General features: G+C 65.0%; 19 protein-coding genes. 9 read left to right on the plus strand and 10 right to left on the minus strand.

The features are described 5' to 3' along the window. Positions 1-3: 3 nt before the first annotated feature. The gene (locus EPO50_RS15675) at positions 4-927 is read right to left on the minus strand and encodes a 2-dehydropantoate 2-reductase (protein WP_296345597.1); all 924 of its coding nucleotides are present in this window, start codon (positions 925-927) and stop codon (positions 4-6) included. A gap of 90 nt (positions 928-1,017) precedes the next feature. Here EPO50_RS15675 and EPO50_RS15680 point away from each other — a divergent pair, with 90 nt between their 5' ends. Then, positions 1,018-1,299 (plus strand): hypothetical protein, encoded by a 282-nt coding sequence (locus EPO50_RS15680; protein ID WP_296345598.1) that lies wholly within the window; start codon positions 1,018-1,020, stop codon positions 1,297-1,299. A 9-nt stretch (positions 1,300-1,308) separates the two neighbouring features. On the opposite strand, the gene EPO50_RS15685 is transcribed toward EPO50_RS15680, so the two are convergent. Genes EPO50_RS15685 through EPO50_RS15700 form a run of 4 tightly spaced genes read right to left on the minus strand, consistent with a single transcriptional unit; the run spans position 1,309 to position 5,125 of the window. Then, positions 1,309-1,848, minus strand: coding sequence for a HutD family protein (locus EPO50_RS15685; RefSeq protein WP_296345600.1), 540 nt, complete (start codon positions 1,846-1,848; stop codon positions 1,309-1,311). Further along, complete coding sequence (locus EPO50_RS15690; protein ID WP_296345602.1) at positions 1,845-2,906, minus strand: SDR family oxidoreductase; 1,062 nt, start codon at positions 2,904-2,906, stop codon at positions 1,845-1,847. The genes EPO50_RS15685 and EPO50_RS15690 overlap by 4 nt, the downstream gene beginning before the upstream one ends. A 9-nt stretch (positions 2,907-2,915) precedes the next feature. Further along, positions 2,916-4,103 carry a CaiB/BaiF CoA-transferase family protein gene (locus EPO50_RS15695; RefSeq protein WP_296345604.1) on the minus strand — a complete coding sequence of 396 codons (1,188 nt, stop codon included), beginning with the start codon at positions 4,101-4,103 and terminating at the stop codon, positions 2,916-2,918. A gap of 8 nt (positions 4,104-4,111) precedes the next feature. Further along, positions 4,112-5,125, minus strand: coding sequence for an NADP-dependent oxidoreductase (locus tag EPO50_RS15700; RefSeq protein ID WP_296345606.1), 1,014 nt, complete (start codon positions 5,123-5,125; stop codon positions 4,112-4,114). A gap of 59 nt (positions 5,126-5,184) precedes the next feature. Between EPO50_RS15700 and EPO50_RS15705 the strand changes: the two genes are divergently transcribed. From EPO50_RS15705 to EPO50_RS15730, 6 genes are read left to right on the plus strand one after another with little or no spacing between them, the layout of a single operon-like run. After that, complete coding sequence (locus EPO50_RS15705; protein WP_296345608.1) at positions 5,185-6,321, plus strand: mandelate racemase/muconate lactonizing enzyme family protein; 1,137 nt, start codon at positions 5,185-5,187, stop codon at positions 6,319-6,321. A 58-nt stretch (positions 6,322-6,379) separates the two neighbouring features. Next, positions 6,380-7,636: an ABC transporter substrate-binding protein gene (locus tag EPO50_RS15710; RefSeq protein WP_296345609.1), complete on the plus strand. Its 1,257-nt coding sequence runs from the start codon at positions 6,380-6,382 to the stop codon at positions 7,634-7,636. Positions 7,637-7,664: 28 nt separating this feature from the next. Beyond that, a complete protein-coding gene (locus tag EPO50_RS15715; RefSeq protein WP_296345611.1) occupies positions 7,665-8,528 on the plus strand; it encodes a branched-chain amino acid ABC transporter permease in 864 nt (287 codons plus the stop codon). Beyond that, positions 8,525-9,511, plus strand: a complete 987-nt coding sequence (locus EPO50_RS15720) for a branched-chain amino acid ABC transporter permease (protein WP_296345613.1) — start codon at positions 8,525-8,527, stop codon at positions 9,509-9,511. The genes EPO50_RS15715 and EPO50_RS15720 overlap by 4 nt, the downstream gene beginning before the upstream one ends. After that, positions 9,501-10,226 (plus strand): ABC transporter ATP-binding protein, encoded by a 726-nt coding sequence (locus EPO50_RS15725; protein WP_296345615.1) that lies wholly within the window; start codon positions 9,501-9,503, stop codon positions 10,224-10,226. The genes EPO50_RS15720 and EPO50_RS15725 overlap by 11 nt, the downstream gene beginning before the upstream one ends. Next, entirely contained in the window at positions 10,223-10,951 is a 729-nt protein-coding gene (locus EPO50_RS15730) for an ABC transporter ATP-binding protein (RefSeq protein WP_296345617.1), read from the plus strand. The genes EPO50_RS15725 and EPO50_RS15730 overlap by 4 nt, the downstream gene beginning before the upstream one ends. Positions 10,952-10,955: 4 nt before the next feature. Here EPO50_RS15730 and EPO50_RS15735 read toward each other — a convergent pair whose 3' ends face one another. From EPO50_RS15735 to EPO50_RS15755, 5 genes are read right to left on the minus strand one after another with little or no spacing between them, the layout of a single operon-like run. Next, positions 10,956-11,828 carry an ABC transporter permease gene (locus tag EPO50_RS15735; RefSeq protein ID WP_296345619.1) on the minus strand — a complete coding sequence of 291 codons (873 nt, stop codon included), beginning with the start codon at positions 11,826-11,828 and terminating at the stop codon, positions 10,956-10,958. 8 nt (positions 11,829-11,836) lie between these two features. Then, on the minus strand, positions 11,837-12,763 hold the full coding sequence (locus tag EPO50_RS15740; RefSeq protein ID WP_296345621.1) for an ABC transporter permease: 927 nt from the start codon (positions 12,761-12,763) through the stop codon (positions 11,837-11,839). Further along, positions 12,763-13,749 carry an ABC transporter ATP-binding protein gene (locus EPO50_RS15745; protein WP_296345623.1) on the minus strand — a complete coding sequence of 329 codons (987 nt, stop codon included), beginning with the start codon at positions 13,747-13,749 and terminating at the stop codon, positions 12,763-12,765. The genes EPO50_RS15740 and EPO50_RS15745 overlap by 1 nt, the downstream gene beginning before the upstream one ends. Beyond that, a complete protein-coding gene (locus EPO50_RS15750) occupies positions 13,746-14,762 on the minus strand; it encodes an ABC transporter ATP-binding protein (protein ID WP_296345624.1) in 1,017 nt (338 codons plus the stop codon). Before EPO50_RS15750 ends, EPO50_RS15745 begins: the two co-directional genes overlap by 4 nt. 9 nt (positions 14,763-14,771) lie before the next feature. Then, positions 14,772-16,406, minus strand: a complete 1,635-nt coding sequence (locus EPO50_RS15755) for an ABC transporter substrate-binding protein (protein ID WP_296345626.1) — start codon at positions 16,404-16,406, stop codon at positions 14,772-14,774. Positions 16,407-16,603: 197 nt separating this feature from the next. Between EPO50_RS15755 and aqpZ the strand changes: the two genes are divergently transcribed. Next, positions 16,604-17,290 carry an aquaporin Z gene (gene aqpZ / locus EPO50_RS15760; RefSeq protein ID WP_296345815.1) on the plus strand — a complete coding sequence of 229 codons (687 nt, stop codon included), beginning with the start codon at positions 16,604-16,606 and terminating at the stop codon, positions 17,288-17,290. 50 nt (positions 17,291-17,340) lie between these two features. Then, positions 17,341-17,706: a hypothetical protein gene (locus tag EPO50_RS15765; protein ID WP_296345627.1), complete on the plus strand. Its 366-nt coding sequence runs from the start codon at positions 17,341-17,343 to the stop codon at positions 17,704-17,706. Positions 17,707-17,709: the final 3 nt, after the last annotated feature.

Raw genomic sequence — 17,709 nt, forward strand, 5'->3', positions numbered from 1 at the left:
CCCTCAGGCCGGCGTGCCCATGATGTAGGGCTTGAGCGCAGCATACATCACCGCATGTGTCGGTGTCGGGACATTGTGCTTGGCGCCGAGTTCTATGAGCTTGCCCGACAGCCAGGGCAGTTCGATACGATTGCCGCGCAGCAGGTCGGTCGCCATCGAGGGCATGAGGTGGGGAGGCGCCTTTCGGGTGAACGACACCGCCCGATCCATGGCGTCCGCCGGAAGGGCAATGCCGACGGCACGACCGACGTCGACGACTTCACGATAGGCGGCGTGGAACAGGGCATCGATGTCCTTGTCACCGCGGATCTTGCCGAGCGGCAGACGGGTCAAGGCCGATACGCTGGCATTGGCGGCAAGCATCAGGAACTTCAGCCACAGGTCGGTCAGGATCGCCTCGCTCAGCACGCCATCGATGCCGGCCTTCTTGCACATCTCGGCAAAAGCCACGGCGCGCGGGCTGCGGCTGCCATCGGGCTCACCGAAGGTCATGCGCATGGCCTTCCCCGTCTGACGGATCAGGCCCGGCTCGGCGATGGTCGCGCTGATACCGGCGACGCCCGGCATCACCGATTGCGGTCCAAGGATCGGGATCAGCCGCTCGTGCGCGTCGACGCCGTTCTGCAGGGTAATCACCGCCGTCGACGGGCCGACCATCGGTTTGATGGCCTCGCCCGCGCTTTCGACGTCCCACAGCTTGACGCAGAACAGCACATAGTCGACCACGCCCACCGTCGCGGGATCGTCGGTGGCTCGGGTCGGCTTCAGATGAGTGTTGCCGCGTTCGCTCTCGATCCTGAGGCCATGGTTTTTCATGGCGGCGAGATGAGCGCCACGCGCGATAAACGTGACCTCCGCTCCAGCATGGGCAAGGGCAGCGCCAAAACCGCCTCCGACGCCGCCGGCGCCGACTACTGCAATCCGCATCGAAAATCCTCCAGGTGCCCAGGCTTAGTCACTCGCGGGCCATATTCTCGGTCGAGGCTCGATCCCTGCCGAACGTTGAGGGAAACCGCTATGAAAGCCAGTCTTCTGTCTGTCATGCCGGCTCTGTTGGTCCTGGCATCGGCGGCGAGTGCGCTGGCCGATGGCCGATCACAGAAATATCGCAGCAATGGCTGCGAGGTCGAACGCAAGTTCGATGACGATGGAAAGTCCGAAACCAAGGTCGACTGCAAGCCCGGCTATGGCCGGGCGTATGTCGGCGCAGGCAAGGAAGAATTCCGCCAGGGTGGTTGCGAGATCAAGCGCGAATGGAAACCCAACGGCGAATACAAGGAAGAGGTGAAGTGCAAGTGAGGCGGCTCCTCAGATGATGCTGGCAACCAACAGGCAGCCTGTGATGCCGGTGAGGCGCAGCGGCCCCGTGAGCTGCAACCTCAGCGCATAGTCGGCGCCCAAGGGTCGTTCGTCGCCCTGCACGGCAACGGTCGCCTCGCCGCGGGGATTGTAGGCGATGTGAAGACCGGGCTGGAGATTGAGGGTGTGGCCCTCGTCGAGCACGACCATGTCGATGGTCACCTCCGCCCGCGCGCCGATCAGGTTCACGACCTCGACGGGCCCTGCTTCCAGCCGGCTGACGATCGGCGTCTCACCGGCAAAGCGCACGGGCCGAAACGGTTGGCGCACATCGATCTCGCCCTGGGGCGTCTGCAGCACCAGGCCACTGCCCGCCACCAATGCCTGTACGCGATCGTAGCCCGTGTAGTCGGAGAAGGGGCCGGGCTGGACAATCGGCGTGCGGCCGAACCGCCAGCTCTCGCCCGAGAGGGCGATGTCGACGGTCGTGCCGCCGCCGTTCTTCCACGGGGTACGCTGATAGCTGGCCGGATCGAGCAGGGTAATCACGGAACAATTCTCTCTTTGCGGAAACGCGTCAGCAGACGCTCGAACATCACCTCACTGTCGACCACCTCCTGGAAACCATGCAGGCGGCTCTTGGTGACATCGGACATCACATCCCAGTCCGAACCAAATACATAGTCGGCGAAAGGCCAGGCGACGAGTTGGTCGAAGTCGAATTTTTTGAGGCCATACTTCTTCGTCATGGCCGTCCACAGGTCCGCCTTGTCGGCCATGTGCTGGGTGAGGCTGATGGTCTGCACGTCACCCACCTTCATGCCGAAGACATCGGCGATGCGCGGCCAGACGTTGCGCCAGCGGAAGTAGTCGCCGTTGGTGATGTTGTAGGCCTGGTTGGCCGTCCGCTTCTCCGTTGCCGCCCACAGCGCAGCGCTGGCGAAGTGCGAGGACTCGGTCACCTGATAGATCGTGCCATAGGCGCCGGGCTTGCCGGGAAAGCGCAGCGGCAGGCCGAGTTCCTTGGAGATGGCCGCATAGACGGCAATCGCCGGAAGAATGCTCATCGCCGTGCCCGGCGCAAAACCACAGAGCGTCTGGGGGCGAAGTTCCGTCCAACTCCACTTCTTGCCGCGCTGGAAGGCCGTCAGCCAGTCGATCTGATCGAAATAGAAATCCGGCGGCATGTGACGCGGGTCGGTCTCACGCATCGGCGTCTTCAGCGGCCCGAGATGCGTGCCGTAGTATTTCGTGCCCGTCACCAGCACGACCCGCTGCAGCGATCGTGAGGCCTTGGCGATGGCGCTTACTGAATGCACCAGCATGTCGCGGTTGGGTGCGATCACCGCCGCATAGTTTGCGGCGTTGCCGGTGCCGGGTTGGAAGGCGGCGTAGAAGATGTGGGTGACGTCGCGAAGCTTCCCGAGCTTGTCCGCGACATCTTCGAGATCGAGCAGATCGACGGGGATGTGTCTGTAGCGTGGGCCATCCTTTGCGGGACGGCGCGACAGACCGACCACCTGCCAGTCGCCTTCGGCCACGAGCTTCTCGACGATATAGCGGCCGATCACGCCCAGCGCGCCGACAACAACGGCTTTCTTCTTCATGGCGGCACTCTACCTCGCTGCGGCGACAGTGCCATTGCCCAGCAGGGACGCAATCTCGGCGGGTGTGTATCCATGCTCTGCCAGGATTGCGGCACTGTGCTGACCCGGCACGGGGGCGTCGGCCCGTGACGTGCCTGGAGCGGGTGGCGGCATGCCGGGAAGCGCTGGCACCGGCACCTTCTGCGGCAGGCCGGCCTGTTCGAGCCAATGGATCAACCCGGTTTCGCGCACCTGAGGCTGGTCGAGAAAATCGGCGTAACTGTTCAGGCGCTCGTGCATCAGCCGCGCTTCAGTGAGACGTGCACTCCAGTGTGCCGACGACTTGGCGGCAATCGCGGGGCGGACGATTGCATAGACGGCAGCCTCGTTGGCAAGCCGCAGAGCCGGCGTGGCAAAGCGGGCATCCTGGGCCAGTGCCGGCATGTCCATCGCCGTGCACAGGCTCGCCCAGTCGCGGTCGTTGATCGCGATGATCGACATCCAGCCGTCGGCCGTCCTGAACACGCCGCCCGGCACACCGCCGGGTTTCATTGTGCCGCCTTCGAGATGGCAGGCCATCAGCCGGATCGACTGCAGCGCCGTCGCCGCCTGCATGAGGCTGACGTCGATGTAGCGTCCCCGGGCTTCGTCCCGTCGTGCATAAAGGGCCGTGCTCAGCGCCTGATAGGCGTAAAGCGCGGTCGACATGTCGACCACGATCACCGGCACGCGGTGGGGAATCCCATCCTCGCCGCGATTCTCGGCCATCATGCCAGTATAGGCTTGCAGCACCGGATCCATCGCCGGCCGCTCGGCGAGCGGGCCGGTCTGGCCAAAGCCCGAGATCGAGACGTAGAGGATGCGCGGCTCGCGGGCCGATACCGCCTCGTAGTCGAAGCCCAGCCGCTTGATCACACCGGGCCGGAAGCCTTCGAGGAAGATGTCCGCGCCCTCGAGGAGACGCCACAACACCTGCTTGCCGGCCTCGCTCTTGAGGTCGACCGAGATGCTGCGCTTGCCCATGTTGCCGATGATCGAGAAGGCGGTGTGGCTCTCGTAGCGCACGCCCAGCGCGCGCGCCCAATCGCCCTCTCCGATACTCTCGACCTTGATCACTTCCGCACCATGCTGGGCGAGCAGCATGGCGCAATAGGGGCCAGCGATTCCCTGGCTGAGATCGACGACCTTGAGGCCGGCGAGGGGCGCGTCGTAGCTCATGGCAAAACTCAGACGAGCTTGATCAGCATCTTGCCGAAGTTCTCGCCACGCAGCATGCCGATGAAGGCGCGCGGGGCCTTGTCGATGCCGGCAACGACATCCTCGCGGTACTTCACCTTGCCGGCGCGAACCCATTCGCCCATCTGGCGCATCGCCGGTCCATACTGTTGGGCGAAGTCGGTGACGATGAAGCCGCGGGCTGTCACGCGCTTGCCGACGAAGGTGCCCATCAGGCGCGGGCCCATTTCGGCGGCGGTGGCATTGTACTGCGAGATCGAACCGCAGAGCGCCACGCGCGCAAAGAAGTTGAGGTTGCGCAGCACGGCGTCGGAGATCGCGCCGCCGACATTATCGAAATAGACGTCGATACCGTTGGGGCAGGCGGCGCGCAGAGCCGCATCGATATCCTTCTCGGCCTTGTAGTCGATGCACGCATCGAAGCCGAGTTCGCCGGTCACGAAGGCGCACTTCTTGGCGCCGCCCGCGATGCCGACGGTGCGGCAGCCCATGAGCTTGGCGATCTGGCCCACCACCTGGCCGACGGCACCCGAGGCGGCCGAAACCACGACGGTTTCGCCGGGCTTGGGCTGACCGACATGCAGCAGGCCGAAATAGGCGGTCATGCCTGGCATGCCGAGCACGCCGTTGGCGGTCGAGATCGGCGCGATCGTGGGATCGACCTTGCGCAGGGTGGGGCCACCACCGATCGCATATTCCTGCCAACCGAGGCGATCCTCGACGATGTCGCCAACCTTGAAGCCCGCATGCTCGGACTTCACCACTTCTCCTACGGTGCCACCGGTCATCACCTCGTTGAGGCCGACTGGGGACGCATAGGAGGCGGCATCGCGCATGCGCCCACGCTGATAGGGGTCGAGCGAGAGATAGTGGACCTTCACCAGCACCTCGCCGTGCCGCGGCTCGGGCACTGGCGCTTCCTCAACGCGGAAGTCAGTTTCGGCAGGTTCGCCCGGCGGCCGGCGCACGAGAACGACACGGCGATGGGTTTTGGGAATGCTCATGGGCGTTGTCTCCAATCCAGTTTGGCGCGCACCATAGACCGAGAGGAGAGGAAGCATCCATGCCCACCATCAAGCGTCTGTCGTTCACTGGTCTGGAGTACGTCTTTGCGCCGGAAAAGGCCTACGGAATGTCGCGTGGCGGTGGCTTCCGCCGTCAGGGCGGCCTCATCGAGGTCGAAACCGACCAGGGTGTAAAGGGCATCGGTGAGGTGTTCGGCAATCCGTTCGTCTCGCGCGAGTATTTCCGCATGCTCGAGCCGATGTTCGTCGGTCGCAGCGTGTTCGACTTCGACCATGTCGAGGCGCGTGTCCGCAACGCCATGTATCATCTCGGTGTCGGCAATCAACTCACCGCTTGCCTGGCCGGCATCAACGTCGCGTTGTGGGATGCCATCGCTCGCGGATTCGGCGTCAGGGTCTGTGACCTGATCGGCGGCTGCGGCACGGTGCGGATTCCCGCCTATGCTTCGACCGGTTTCTTCTCCGACGATCCCGACCGTCAGCTCGACCACATGCTGGCCGAGGCGGCGGACCATCCCTACGCCGGCGCCAAGATCAAGATCGGCCGCGGCATCCGCGACGACGTCGCTCGCGTGCGCCGCAGCCGCGAAGCGCTGGGACCCGACAAGCTCCTGATGGTCGATATCAACGGCGCCTACACCGCCGACGTGGCGTTGGAATGCGCCCGAGCGATCGAGCCTTTCGGCATCCACTGGATCGAGGAACCGCTGCCGCCGGGCGACCTCCGCGGCTATGCCGAGCTGCGCGCTCGTTCGCCGATACCGCTGGCGGCCGGCGAGGCGCATCACACGATCCGCGACTTCCGCGCCCTGATCGACGGGCGCTGCATCGATATCGTGCAGCCTTCGGTTCCCGGTGTCGGCGGGCTCACCGAGGCAAAGCGTATCGCGACGCTGGCACTGGCACAGAACCTGCGACTGGCGCCTCATGTCTGGGGTGGCGGCGTCGGACTGGCGACAGCCTGCCATTTCATCGCGTCATTGCCGGCCTCGCCGCACACCGAGCATCCGCCTTATCCGCAGATGCTGGAATACGACATGAGCGACAATGCACTCCGTACGCAATTGCTGAATACGCCACCCAGGCTAGAAGCCGGGCATGTCCTGCTACCCGAGGGGCCGGGGCTGGGCGTCGAACTCGATCCTGCCGCCGTCGAGCGTTACCGGATTTGCTGATGGCCTAGGGGCGTGCCAGACTTTCGTTGTGCGGGCACGTCTGATCTGGGGGACATCAATGATCAAGGCTATGCGTCGGACTGTGGCGGCGTTTGCCGCGCTTGCTCTTCTGGGACTTGGCGGGACCGCCGGCGCCCAGCAGGTCGTCAAAATCGGTGCGGTCTATCCCTTGAGCGGCAACTCCGCGAGCACCGGCAACTACGCCAAGATGGCCTTCGAGATGGGGGCCGACATCATCAACAACGGCAATGCCGAACTCGCCAAGGTGATGCCGCTGGCGAAAGGTGGCGGATTGCCGGGCCTCAAGGGCGCCAAGATCCAGATGGTGATCGCCGACAACCAGGGTACGCCCGCGGCCGGACAGAACCAGACGCTGCGCCTCATCACTGAGGAAAAGGTTGCCGCCGTCATCTGCTGCTACCAGTCGGGCATCACGCTGACGGCGAGCGCCGTCGCGGAGCGCTACGGCATTCCCTTTCTCAACGCCGAGTCCGTTGCCGCCAATCTGACGGAGCGCGGCTTCAAGTGGTTCTTCCGCACGACGCCGGTCGCCGCCGACTTCGCCAAGGCCTACTCGACCTTCCTCAATGAGCAAAAGGCGGCGGGCCGCAAAGTCGATTCAATTGCGATCGTCCATGAGAACACCGAGTACGGAAACTCGGTCTCCAGCGTGCTGGCAGATGCCTTCGGCAAGGCGGGCCTGCCGGTCACGCAGAAGATCGCCTATTCGGCCAACTCCACCGACGTGCAGCCGCAGGTGCTGCAACTCAAGGAGAAGAACCCCGACGTCGTCATCTTCATCTCCTACACGTCGGACGCGATCCTCTACGCGAAGACGATGAAGGAGCTGAATTGGAAACCGGCGATCCTGATCGCCGACGATGGTGGCTTCAACGATCCGGCCTTCGTGAAGGCGATGGGTTCGGTCACCGAGGGGCTGATCAGCCGCTCGGTCTTTGCCGCCGGCAAGCCGGGCAGCGTCGCGGCCATCCTCGACGAGCTCTACAAGAAGAAGACTGGCGGCGACGGCCTCGATGACGTCTCGGCGCGCGTGCTGCAGTCTTTCTTTGTGATGGCGGAGGCCATCAACAACGCAGGCTCCGCCGATCCCGCGAAGATCCGTGATGCGCTCCGCGCCGTCGAGATGAAGCCGGAACAGCTCGTGGCGGGCTATGACGGCGTGAAGTTCGACGACAAGGGCCAGAATGTGCAGGCCTCGACGCTGATCACGCAGATGCGCAACGGCAACTACGTATCGGTCTGGCCGAAATCGCGCGCCACCCACGAGCTGATCCTGCCTTACAAGGGCTGGTAGGCACGGTCGCGGCGGGAAGCGTCCCGCGATGTCGATGACCCTCGTGCAGGTCGTGGTCAGCGGCCTGCTGCTGGGCGCGGTCTACGCGCTCTTCTCGTCCGGCCTCACCCTGATCTGGGGCATGATGAACGTCGTGAACTTCGCTCACGGCGACTTCGTCATGCTGGGCATGTACACCGCCGTCATGATCTGGACGGCGCTGGGCGGCGGCCCGTGGGCGTCGGTGCCGGCTGCCGCCATGCTGATCGCAACCTTGGGCATCGCGAGCTATTTCCTGCTGGTCCGCCACATCATGCGCGGCCCGATGCTGGCGCAGATCCTGGGAACTTTCGGCCTTGCGCTGTTCCTGCGCTATGGCGCGCTCTGGACCTTTGGCGCCAACTTCAAGACGCTGCCCGACGATCTGGTCGGCCACTCGTTCATCCTGGCGGGCATCCGCTTCGAGGGCGCGAGGGTCCTGGCCGGCGTCGTCGGCCTGGTGGTTACTTTGCTGCTCCACCTGTTGCTGACGCGCACGGCCATCGGCAGCCGCATGCTGGCCGTCTCGGAGGATGCGACGGCGGCCCAGCTCATGGGGATACGGCCGCAGCGCATGCAGGCGCTGGCCTGGGGCATGGCCGGTGCCGCGACGGGCATTGCCGGCGCGTTGATCGCGACTTTCTTCTACACCTCGCCGACGGTCGGTGAGACGCTCGCCATCGTGGCTTTCGTCACTGTGTCGTTCGGCGGCTTCGGCAGCGTCTTGGGCGCGCTGGTCGCTGGCCTCGTCATCGGTGTCGTGGAGTCGCTGTCGGCCTATCTGATCGGCCCCGTCTACAAGGACGTCATCGTCTACATCCTGTTCGTACTGGTCCTGTGGTTCCGGCCACAGGGCCTGATGGGGAAGGCATGACGCGCTACCGCCTGCTCCAGATCGTGCTCGTGGTGCTGGTGCTCGCCTATCCGCTGGTGGTCGCAGGATCGCCTGTCTGGGCGCGGCTCGGGGCACTGGTCCTGTTGGCGGCGATCGGTGCCTCCGCCTGGAACATCGTCGGTGGCTATGCCGGCCAGGTTTCGGTCGGCCACTCCGTCTTCTTCGGCATCGGCGCTTATTCGGCCGTCGTGACCTATACGCATCTCGGCCTGCCGCCGATTGCCGGGGCGCCGATCGGTATGGCGTTAAGCGTTCTCGTTGCTGCCGTGATCGGCGTGCCGACGTTGAAGCTCTCCGGCCATTACTTCAGCATGGCGACCATCGCTGTCGCCGAGCTGGTGCGCGTGCTGAGTTCGACGTCCGAGTTCTTGGGCGGTGCGCAGGGTCTCGGCGGGCCGCCAGTGCCGCGGGGCGTGCTCGATCTCTCCTTCATCTCGGCGACGCCTTACTACTACATCTTTCTTGCTGTCCTAGCGGGCCTGCTCTGGCTGACGCACATGATCGAACGCGGCCGCATGGGGTTCTATCTGCGCGCGATCAAGGACAGTGAACGTGCCGCGCGCTCGCTGGGCGTGTCGGCCGGTCGCTACAAGCTCTATGCCTACATGCTGAGCGCGGCCTTCACCGCGCTTGCCGGCTCACTCTACCTCACCATGTTCGGCTTCGTGGATCCAGAGTCGGGCTTCGGCATCCTGATTTCGGTCAAGATGGTGGTGATGGCCGCACTCGGCGGTGCCGGCCAGCTCTTTGGTCCGCTGGTCGGCGCGCTGATCCTGGTGCCGCTGGAGGAACTCTCGAACAGCTATCTCGGCGGGCAGGGCGCAGGCCTCACCTTCGTGGTCTATGGTGCGATCATCGTGATCATCGCGCGCTTCCTGCCGAGCGGCCTGCTCTCCCTGCTCGATCGGCGGCGGCCGACGGCGCCCCGTGCCTCGAAGACGGTGGACGGCCATGCTGATTGACGCCCGCGGCATCACCAAGGCGTTCGGCGCCTTCAAGGCCGTCGACAATGCCTCGGTGACGGTCGAGGAGGGCGACATCCTGGGGCTGATCGGACCGAACGGTGCGGGCAAATCGACCTTCTTCAACTGCCTGACCGGCGACTTACCGCCGACTTCGGGCAGCGTGCATTTCGCTGGTGCCGATGTGACCAGGGAGCCACCGGAAGCGCGGGCGCGGCTCGGCCTCGCACGCAGCTTCCAGGTGCCGCTCACCTTCGAATCCATGACGGTCCTCGACAATGCGATGATCGGCGCGCTGCTGCGCCATCCCAATGCCAAGGACGCACGGGCCAAGGCGCGGGCGGTGCTGGACAGAGTCGGACTCGGCCTGTTCGCCGATGCACCGGCGCGGAGCCTCGGCACGCCCGGCCGCAAACGCCTGGAGATCGCGCGCGCCCTTGCCTCGGAGCCCAAGGCGCTGCTGCTCGACGAGGCGATGGCGGGCCTGACGCCGACCGAAGTGCGCGAGGCGATCGAGCTGGTGCGGCGCATCCACGGCGGTGGCATCACCATCGTGATCGTCGAGCACATCATGGAAGTGATCGTGTCGCTCGCGAAGCGTGTCGTGGTGTTCCATCAGGGCCGTGAGATCGCGCGCGGCACGCCGCGCGAGGTGACGAGCGATCCGATGGTAATCGAAGCCTATCTCGGTCGTCGCAAGGTACGGCACGGATGAGCCAGCCGCCGCCCACATTGCTCAAGATCAGCCATCTCGAGGTGCGCTACGGCGACCTGATCGGCGTCGCCGATGTTTCGCTCGAAGTGCCCCAGGGTTCGGTCGTGGCGCTGCTGGGCTCCAATGGCGCCGGCAAGACGACGACCTTGAATGCCATCGCCGGCATCGTGCCAGTCTCGAAGGGTGAAGTGAACTTCGCCGGCGAGAACATTGCCGGCCAACCGGCCTATGCGATCGTCCGCAAGGGGCTCGCGCTTTCGCCGGAAGGCTGGCGGCTGTTCACCCAGCAGAGCGTGGAGAACAACCTGCTGCTCGGCGCCACGCCGCTCGCCGACCGCAAGCGCATTCCCGACCTGCTCGATCGCGTCTACGGCGTCTTTCCGCGACTGAAGGAACGGCGGCTGCAGCAGGCCGGCACCATGTCGGGCGGCGAGCGTCAGATGCTGGCGGTCGGCCGGGCCCTGATGAGCGAGCCGCGACTGCTGTTGCTCGACGAGCCTAGCCTTGGTCTGGCGCCCGCCATCGTCGACACGATGTACGACAGCTTTGCCGCCCTCCACAAAGCCGGCCAGACGATCCTCTTGGCGGAGCAGTCGGTCGATCTCGCCCTCGAAGCCGCCGACCATGCCTATGTCCTGCAGGTCGGCCGCACGGTGCTCGAAGGGCCAGCCAAAGCGATGCTCGACAACCCTGACGTCCAGCGAATCTATCTCGGCGTCGAATAGGCGATCAGCGCAGAGTCGGATCGAGCCGGTCGCGCAGCCAGTCACCCAACAGGCTGATCGAGAGCGTCGTCACGACGATGGCGCTCGCTGGCGCCAGCATTATCCAGGGCGCGCGCGTGATGTACTCCCGGCCATAGCCCACCATGTTGCCGAGCGAGGTCAGCGGCGGCTGTACGCCGAGGCCGAGGAAGGACAGGCCACTCTCCAGCAGGATGATCTCGGGAAAAGTGAGCGTCATCGAGACGATCAGGGTCGAGGCGATGTTGGGCAGGATGTGCAGGCCGTAGATGCGGCCGGGTCCGGCACCGAGCTGACGTACCGCTGCCGCGTAGCCCTGCTCGTTGGCGGCCAGGGTGAGGCCGCGCGCGATGCGGGCATAGCGCTCCCAGGAATGGAAGCCCATCAGCGCGATGAATAGCACGAGGTTGTTGCCGAAGAAGGCCAGCACCGACAGGGCGATGATCATGAACGGCATGCTGGCCTGAAAGTCGATCGCCATCAGCACGAGCTGCTCGACCTTGCCGCGGAAATGGGCAGCCAGGAAGCCAAGGGCAGTGCCGAGACTGGCGGCGATGATGGTCCCAAACAGGGCGATCAGCAGGCTCATGCGGATCGACACGATGAGCCGCGAAAGCACGTCGCGGCCGAGTTCGTCGGTACCCAGCGGGTGGGCCAAGCTGCCACCCATCAGCAGCGGCGGCGATAGGCGTGCCTTGAGATCGAGTGCCGTGAAGGAATAGGGCGTCAACAGCTCGGCGCCGAACGCGACCACGATCATCAGCCCGAGCCAGCCCAATGCCAGGGAGACGCCGACCGGCAGCTTGAGAAATCGACGGCGACGGGAGATCGTTTCGGGTGCGTGCTCTGCAATGGCCATGACGGTCCTCAATGCGCCGTCGCGTTGCGCACGCGCGGATCGAGCCAGCCATAGGCGAGGTCGACGGTGAAGTTGGCGGCCACCATCCAGGTCGCGATTACCATCAGGATGGCCTGCACCACGGCAAGGTCGCGGTTGGCGACGGCGGAGACCAGCAGCCGACCGATGCCCGGCCAGGCGAAGACGCTTTCGACGACCACGGCGCCAGCCACCAGGCTGCCCACCATGAAGCCCACGATGGTCACGGTGGGAATGGCGGCGTTGGGGAGCGCGTGGCGCGAGACGACGCGGTGCCAGTTCACGCCCTTGGCCGAAGCCGCGCGGATATAGGGCTGGCCCAGTACTTCGAGCATGGCCGAGCGTGTGAAACGCGCCATGATGGCAGCGCCACCGGTCCCGAGCGTGATGATGGGCAGGATGGCATGGTCGAGCGAACCGCTGCCACTCGCCGGCAGCCAGCCGAGCTGGACGGCGAAGACCAGGACCAGCAGCAGGGCCAGTACGAAGCTCGGCATGGTGAAGCCCGCCACGGAAGCGGCCATGGTCAGCCGGTCGGCCATCGAGTTGCGATGCAGGGCGGCATAGATGCCCGCCGGAATCCCGAGGCCGATCTTGAGGGCCAGTGCCGGCATCGTGATGGCAAGGGTCGCGGGCACGCGCTCCATCACCAGGTCGATGGCGGGCCGTCCGTCGCGCATCGACTTGCCGAAATCGCCGGTGAAGGCATGGCCGATATAGGAGAAATACTGTTCCCAGATCGGGCGATTGAGGCCCCAGGCTTCGCGAAAGGCGGCCACCGCTTCGGGCGGTGCATCGACCGACATGATGAGCAGTGCCGGATCGCCCGACAGTCGCAGCACGATGAAGGCGAAGGTCATCACGAACAGGATGGTGAGACCGGCGCGCAGCAGGCGCGAGATGACGAACGTCAGCATCAGGCAGCGACCTGCAGCGCGGGTTCATGAACGCGATGACAGGCGACCAGTCGGCCGTTGGCCATCGGCTGCAAGGTCGGCGTCTCGGCACGGCACTGCGGGGTCGCGAAGGGGCAGCGCGTATGGAAGGCGCAGCCCGATGGCACGTTCACCGGATTGGGCGGATCGCCCTGCAGCAATAGACGTTCGCGGCGGGGACCGATGGTGGGGATCGCCGAGACGAGGGCACGCGTATAGGGATGCGCCGGTGCTGCGAACAGGCTTTCGGCTTCGCCCTGTTCGACGATGCGGCCGAGATACATCACGGCCACATCGTGGCTCACCTGCCGCACCACCTTGAGGTCGTGGCTGATGAAGAGATAGGCGATGCCGAGCTGCTCCTGCAGGTCGAGCAGCAGGTTCACGACCTGCGCCTGGATCGAGACATCGAGCGCCGATATCGGCTCGTCGCACACCAGCAGGTCGGGACCGGTCATCAGGGCACGCGCCAGCACGACGCGCTGACGTTGGCCACCGGACAGTTCGTGCGGATAGCGGTCGTACTGGTGCGGCTGCAGACCGACATTATTCATGGCGGCAAGGGCGCGGTCGCGGCGCTCTGCCGGCGTGGTCTGCTCGTGAATGGCGAGCGGTTCCTCGATCTGCCGGCCGACGGGCAACCGGCGGTCGAGGGCGCCCAGCGGATCCTGGTAGACCATTTGAATGCGTCGACGTAGCGCCCGCCAGACCGGCGTGCCGACGGCAGGAAGAGCTTCGCCGCGATAGCGCACCGTCCCCGCACTCGGCGGCACCAGCCCCAGCACGAGCTTGCCGGTGGTCGACTTGCCACAACCGGACTCGCCCACAAGGCCCAGAGTTCGTCCCGGCGCGAGCGTCAGCGAAACACCATCGACGGCGCGCAATGTTGCCTTGGCGGTGAAGAGGCCGCTTCCGGCGCGAACCTGATAGTGACGGCGAAGATCGGTGGCTTCGAGCAGCGCGCTCATTCCGCCGCCTGTGGCAACGCCTGCGGCAAGGACCAGACCGAGTAACCGGCCTCGACCTGCCGATGGCAGGTCGCGACATGGCGGAAGCCCACGGAGCGGGCGGGCGGCGGCACATTGGTGCAGCGCATCTCGGCGACCGGGCAGCGTGGGGCGAAGCGACAACCGGCCGGCACGTTCCACGGATCGGGCACCGTCCCGGGGATCGCAGCGAGCCGTCGGCGCGGACCGATGAGAGAGGGAAGGGCCGCGAGCAGGCCCTGCGTGTAGGGATGACGCGCCGCGCCGAACAGATCGGTGCCGGGCGCTTCTTCGACCAGGCGACCGGCATACATCACGGCGACCCGATCGACATTCTCGGCGACGACGCCGAGATCGTGGCTGATCAGAATCAGCGCCATGCCCGTATCGCGGCGGGTGCTGCCCAGCAGCGCCAGAATCTGCGCCTGGATGGTGGCGTCGAGTGCCGTGGTCGGCTCATCGGCCACCAGCAGGTCGGGCTGGCCTGCCAGCGCCATGGCGATCATCACGCGCTGGTTCAGGCCGCCGGAAAGGAGATGCGGATAGTCCTGCAGGCGTCGACGTGCGTCGGCAATGCCGACCTGATCGAGCAGACGCAGCGCCTCGGCCTCGGCCGCCTTTCCATGGAGGCCGCGATGAAGGCGCAACGCCTCGACGAGCTGCCAGCCGATGCGATGAACCGGATTGAGGCAGCTCGACGGGTCCTGGAAGATCATCGCGATGCGCTTGCCACGCACGTCCTCGAGCACGCGCGCCGGTACGCCGATCAGCTCCTGTTTCTCGAGCCGGACGGAGCCCGCAACACGTGCCTTCGCTGGCAGCAGGCCGAGCGCTGCCAGCCAGGTCACGCTCTTGCCCGAACCCGATTCGCCCACGATGCCCAGCGCTTCACCAGGCGCGATCTCGAGATCGACGCCGTCGACGGCGCGCGACATGCGCCCGCCATTCTCGAAATCGACGGTAAGGCCGCGCAGGGCGACGAGGGGAGCGCTCATCGCCAATACCTAGTTGCTGGCGAAGTTGGTGTTGCGGAACTCCATCGCGAAGGACGGCGAGGCCTTCCACTTGATGTCCTTGCGCTTGGCGGTGAACGTCGCGTTCTGGTGCAGCACCGTATAGGCGGGATCTTCGCGCTCGCAGATCTCAAGCATGCGCTTGAACATCGCCCGGCGCTTCTGCATGTCGGTTTCGACTTCCAGGGCTACGGAGAGCTTGTTCATCTCCTCGTTGGTCCATTCGCCGACCTGCTGCTGCTGCCCCTGCGGGCCGTGCTGCGCCACGATCGAGGAGATCGGATCGTTGAAGCCGGCACTGTTCGACCAGTCGCGCACGGCGCGCGGGCTGTTGGTGTCGAAGACCTGCTGCCAGTTCTCCTTCATCTCGATCTGCACGTTGAGGCCGGCCTGGCGCCACATCTCGACCAGCACCTGCGCCGTCGAGACCTGGTTGGTGTAGTAGTTATTCAGGAGGCGATAGGGGATCGGATCGCCCTTGTAGTTTGCTTCCTTCAGCAGCGCTTTGGCCTTGGCGAGATCGAAGGACGGCACCGTCCAGTTCTCGACGAACATCGGCCCGTAGAATTCCCACTGCAGACCCGCCGGCACGCGGGTGCGGCCCGACCACAGCGCTTCCACGATCGCCTGACGGTCGATTGCGTGGGTGAAGGCCTGGCGGATGCGCGGGTCGGCGAGACGCGGATGGTTCTTGTCGAACACCGTAATGCGGTGATTGACGATCGTGCTGCCCAGCACCTCGAATTTCGGGTTCTTCTCGATACCGGGAATCTGGTCGGGCGGCACGTCGCAGATGAAATCGAACTGGCCGGCCAGCAGGCCGTTGATGCGGGTTGCGACCTCCGGGACCACCACCAGGCGCACGCTCCTGAGCGGCGGTCGGCCACCCCAGTAGTCGTCGTGCGCGTCCATCACCAGCACCTGGTCGGGCTGGAACTCACGCACCTTGTAGGGACCAGTGGAGACCGGTGCGCGCGCCCAGTCGAGCCAGCTCTTGGCTTCCTCGTAGGCACGGCGGGAGATGATGTCGCTGCCCAACCGTCCGATACGGCCTTCCAGCGTGACGTCGGGTGTGCGGTTGGTGAAGCGCACGGTGTACTTGTCGACAGCCTCGACCTTCTCGAGCGCCGGAAACAGCCGCTTGGCCACAGCCGGCACTTCCGGCGGCAGGTTCTTGCCCTGGTTCGCGTCGCGGATCAGCACCGAGGTGAACAGCGTCTTGGTCGAGGCGATGTCGTAGTCGGGGCCGAACATGCGGTCGCGGCTGAAGGTGAACACTACGTCGTCGGCCGTAAGCTCGTCGCCATTATGGAACTTCACGCCCTTGCGCAGGCTGAACTCCACGGTGCGGTCGTCGATCCGCTTCCAGCTCTCGGCGAGGCCCGGCTTGGGCTCCAGCTTGCCGAGCAGGTTCGACATGATCAGCGTTTCGAAGAGGAAGGAGAAGGCGCGCTGGCCGACATTCGACTGCTCGCGCAAGGGCTCCAGCGCGGCGCTGTTGGCGATCTGCTGTACGGCGATGGTGACGCTCGGCCGTTGATCAGTCTGGCCGATGGCGACTCGGGGGAGGGCGAAACTGGTAGCGGCGAGGCCCGAGGCGGCGATCAAGCGGCGGCGCAGGAACATGGCGCAAACTCCTTCGATGAGGAGCGGACGCTAGGACGCTTTCATGACCGCCGAGTTTCGGTTCGGTGACGCTTCGCTTGTGCAGCGCGGCAAGTCATCCACACGGTTGAAGAACTTGGCGGAAAAGAATGCTAAACTCGGCTCGGGGGAGTGGGATGTCTGGTGTCGTTTAATGTTCGGGGGAACTGAAGATGCCCATCGCCAATCGTCTCTATGCTGAGTTTCTTGGAACCGCCTGGCTGGTGCTCGGCGGCTGTGGAAGTGCGGTTCTCGCTGCGGCCTTTCCCCAGCTCGGGATCGGCTTCGCTGGCGTCGCGCTCGCCTTCGGCCTTACCGTGCTCACGATGGTCTATGCCGTCGGCGGCGTGTCGGGGGGGCACTTTAATCCAGCCGTGACGGTTGGCCTTGCTGCCGGCGGTCGCTTTCCCTGGAGCGAAGTCATCCAGTATGTGATCGCGCAGGTCCTGGGTGGTATCGCGGGAGCGGCCATTCTCTATGTCGTCGCAACCGGCAAGGCCGGTGCCGATATTGGCGGCTTTGCCACCAATGGCTACGGCGACCATTCGCCCGGCAAGTACGGAATGACCGCGGCTCTGGTGATCGAAATCGTCCTCTCCTTCGGGTTCGTCACCGTCATTCTCGGCGCCACGGACAAGAAGGCCCATCCGGCGATGGCGGGCCTCGCGATCGGCCTCTGTCTCACGCTGATCCACTTGATCAGCATTCCCGTCACCAACACGTCGGTTAATCCCGCGCGCAGCACGGCGCCGGCGCTGTTCGTCGGAGGGGCGGCGATTTCGCAGCTCTGGCTGTTCTGGGTGGCGCCGATTGTCGGTGGCCTGATTGCCGGCTTTGCTTATGGGTTGCTCGGCCGTAAAGACTGACGGCGCGGTTCCGCCGCTGTAGAGTGTTGGCGGGACCGGAGGGAGACCGAATGATGAAGATTGCAAAGCTTGCCGCTCTCGCGCTTGTGGGAGCGGTTCCTGTGGCCGCCTCGGCGCAGGACGCGGATGTGAAGTTCTGGCTGAAGGCCGACCCCAAGAACATCCAGGGCTGCATCTCGGCCGATCCATCATTCACACGGGAGCACACGTTCCACATGGTGAACGGTCAGGCCGAGATCAAATCGGCAGGCGGCATCAACGTGAAGCTGAAGCAGCGGGCCAATGGCGTCTATACTGGTGACTTCGATCTGGGGCGCATGAACCTCAACATCGTGGCCAATGTTGCGTCCCAGCCAAGAATGCTGACCGTCACGACGCAGAATCTCGGCTGCAAGTGGGCGGCGGTGAGGGAATAGCCC

The organism is Reyranella sp., assembly GCF_004297405.1.
GTDB lineage: Bacteria > Pseudomonadota > Alphaproteobacteria > Reyranellales > Reyranellaceae > Reyranella.

Coding starts and splice junctions, on each gene's coding strand:
- EPO50_RS15675 (WP_296345597.1), bottom strand. CDS start 927: ATGCGGATTGCAGTAGTCGGCGCCGGCGGCGTCGGAGGCGGTTTTGGC.
- EPO50_RS15680 (WP_296345598.1), top strand. CDS start 1,018: ATGAAAGCCAGTCTTCTGTCTGTCATGCCGGCTCTGTTGGTCCTGGCA.
- EPO50_RS15690 (WP_296345602.1), bottom strand. CDS start 2,906: ATGAAGAAGAAAGCCGTTGTTGTCGGCGCGCTGGGCGTGATCGGCCGC.
- EPO50_RS15695 (WP_296345604.1), bottom strand. CDS start 4,103: ATGAGCTACGACGCGCCCCTCGCCGGCCTCAAGGTCGTCGATCTCAGC.
- EPO50_RS15700 (WP_296345606.1), bottom strand. CDS start 5,125: ATGAGCATTCCCAAAACCCATCGCCGTGTCGTTCTCGTGCGCCGGCCG.
- EPO50_RS15705 (WP_296345608.1), top strand. CDS start 5,185: ATGCCCACCATCAAGCGTCTGTCGTTCACTGGTCTGGAGTACGTCTTT.
- EPO50_RS15710 (WP_296345609.1), top strand. CDS start 6,380: ATGATCAAGGCTATGCGTCGGACTGTGGCGGCGTTTGCCGCGCTTGCT.
- EPO50_RS15715 (WP_296345611.1), top strand. CDS start 7,665: ATGTCGATGACCCTCGTGCAGGTCGTGGTCAGCGGCCTGCTGCTGGGC.
- EPO50_RS15720 (WP_296345613.1), top strand. CDS start 8,525: ATGACGCGCTACCGCCTGCTCCAGATCGTGCTCGTGGTGCTGGTGCTC.
- EPO50_RS15725 (WP_296345615.1), top strand. CDS start 9,501: ATGCTGATTGACGCCCGCGGCATCACCAAGGCGTTCGGCGCCTTCAAG.
- EPO50_RS15730 (WP_296345617.1), top strand. CDS start 10,223: ATGAGCCAGCCGCCGCCCACATTGCTCAAGATCAGCCATCTCGAGGTG.
- EPO50_RS15735 (WP_296345619.1), bottom strand. CDS start 11,828: ATGGCCATTGCAGAGCACGCACCCGAAACGATCTCCCGTCGCCGTCGA.
- EPO50_RS15740 (WP_296345621.1), bottom strand. CDS start 12,763: ATGCTGACGTTCGTCATCTCGCGCCTGCTGCGCGCCGGTCTCACCATC.
- EPO50_RS15745 (WP_296345623.1), bottom strand. CDS start 13,749: ATGAGCGCGCTGCTCGAAGCCACCGATCTTCGCCGTCACTATCAGGTT.
- EPO50_RS15750 (WP_296345624.1), bottom strand. CDS start 14,762: ATGAGCGCTCCCCTCGTCGCCCTGCGCGGCCTTACCGTCGATTTCGAG.
- EPO50_RS15755 (WP_296345626.1), bottom strand. CDS start 16,406: ATGTTCCTGCGCCGCCGCTTGATCGCCGCCTCGGGCCTCGCCGCTACC.
- EPO50_RS15765 (WP_296345627.1), top strand. CDS start 17,341: ATGATGAAGATTGCAAAGCTTGCCGCTCTCGCGCTTGTGGGAGCGGTT.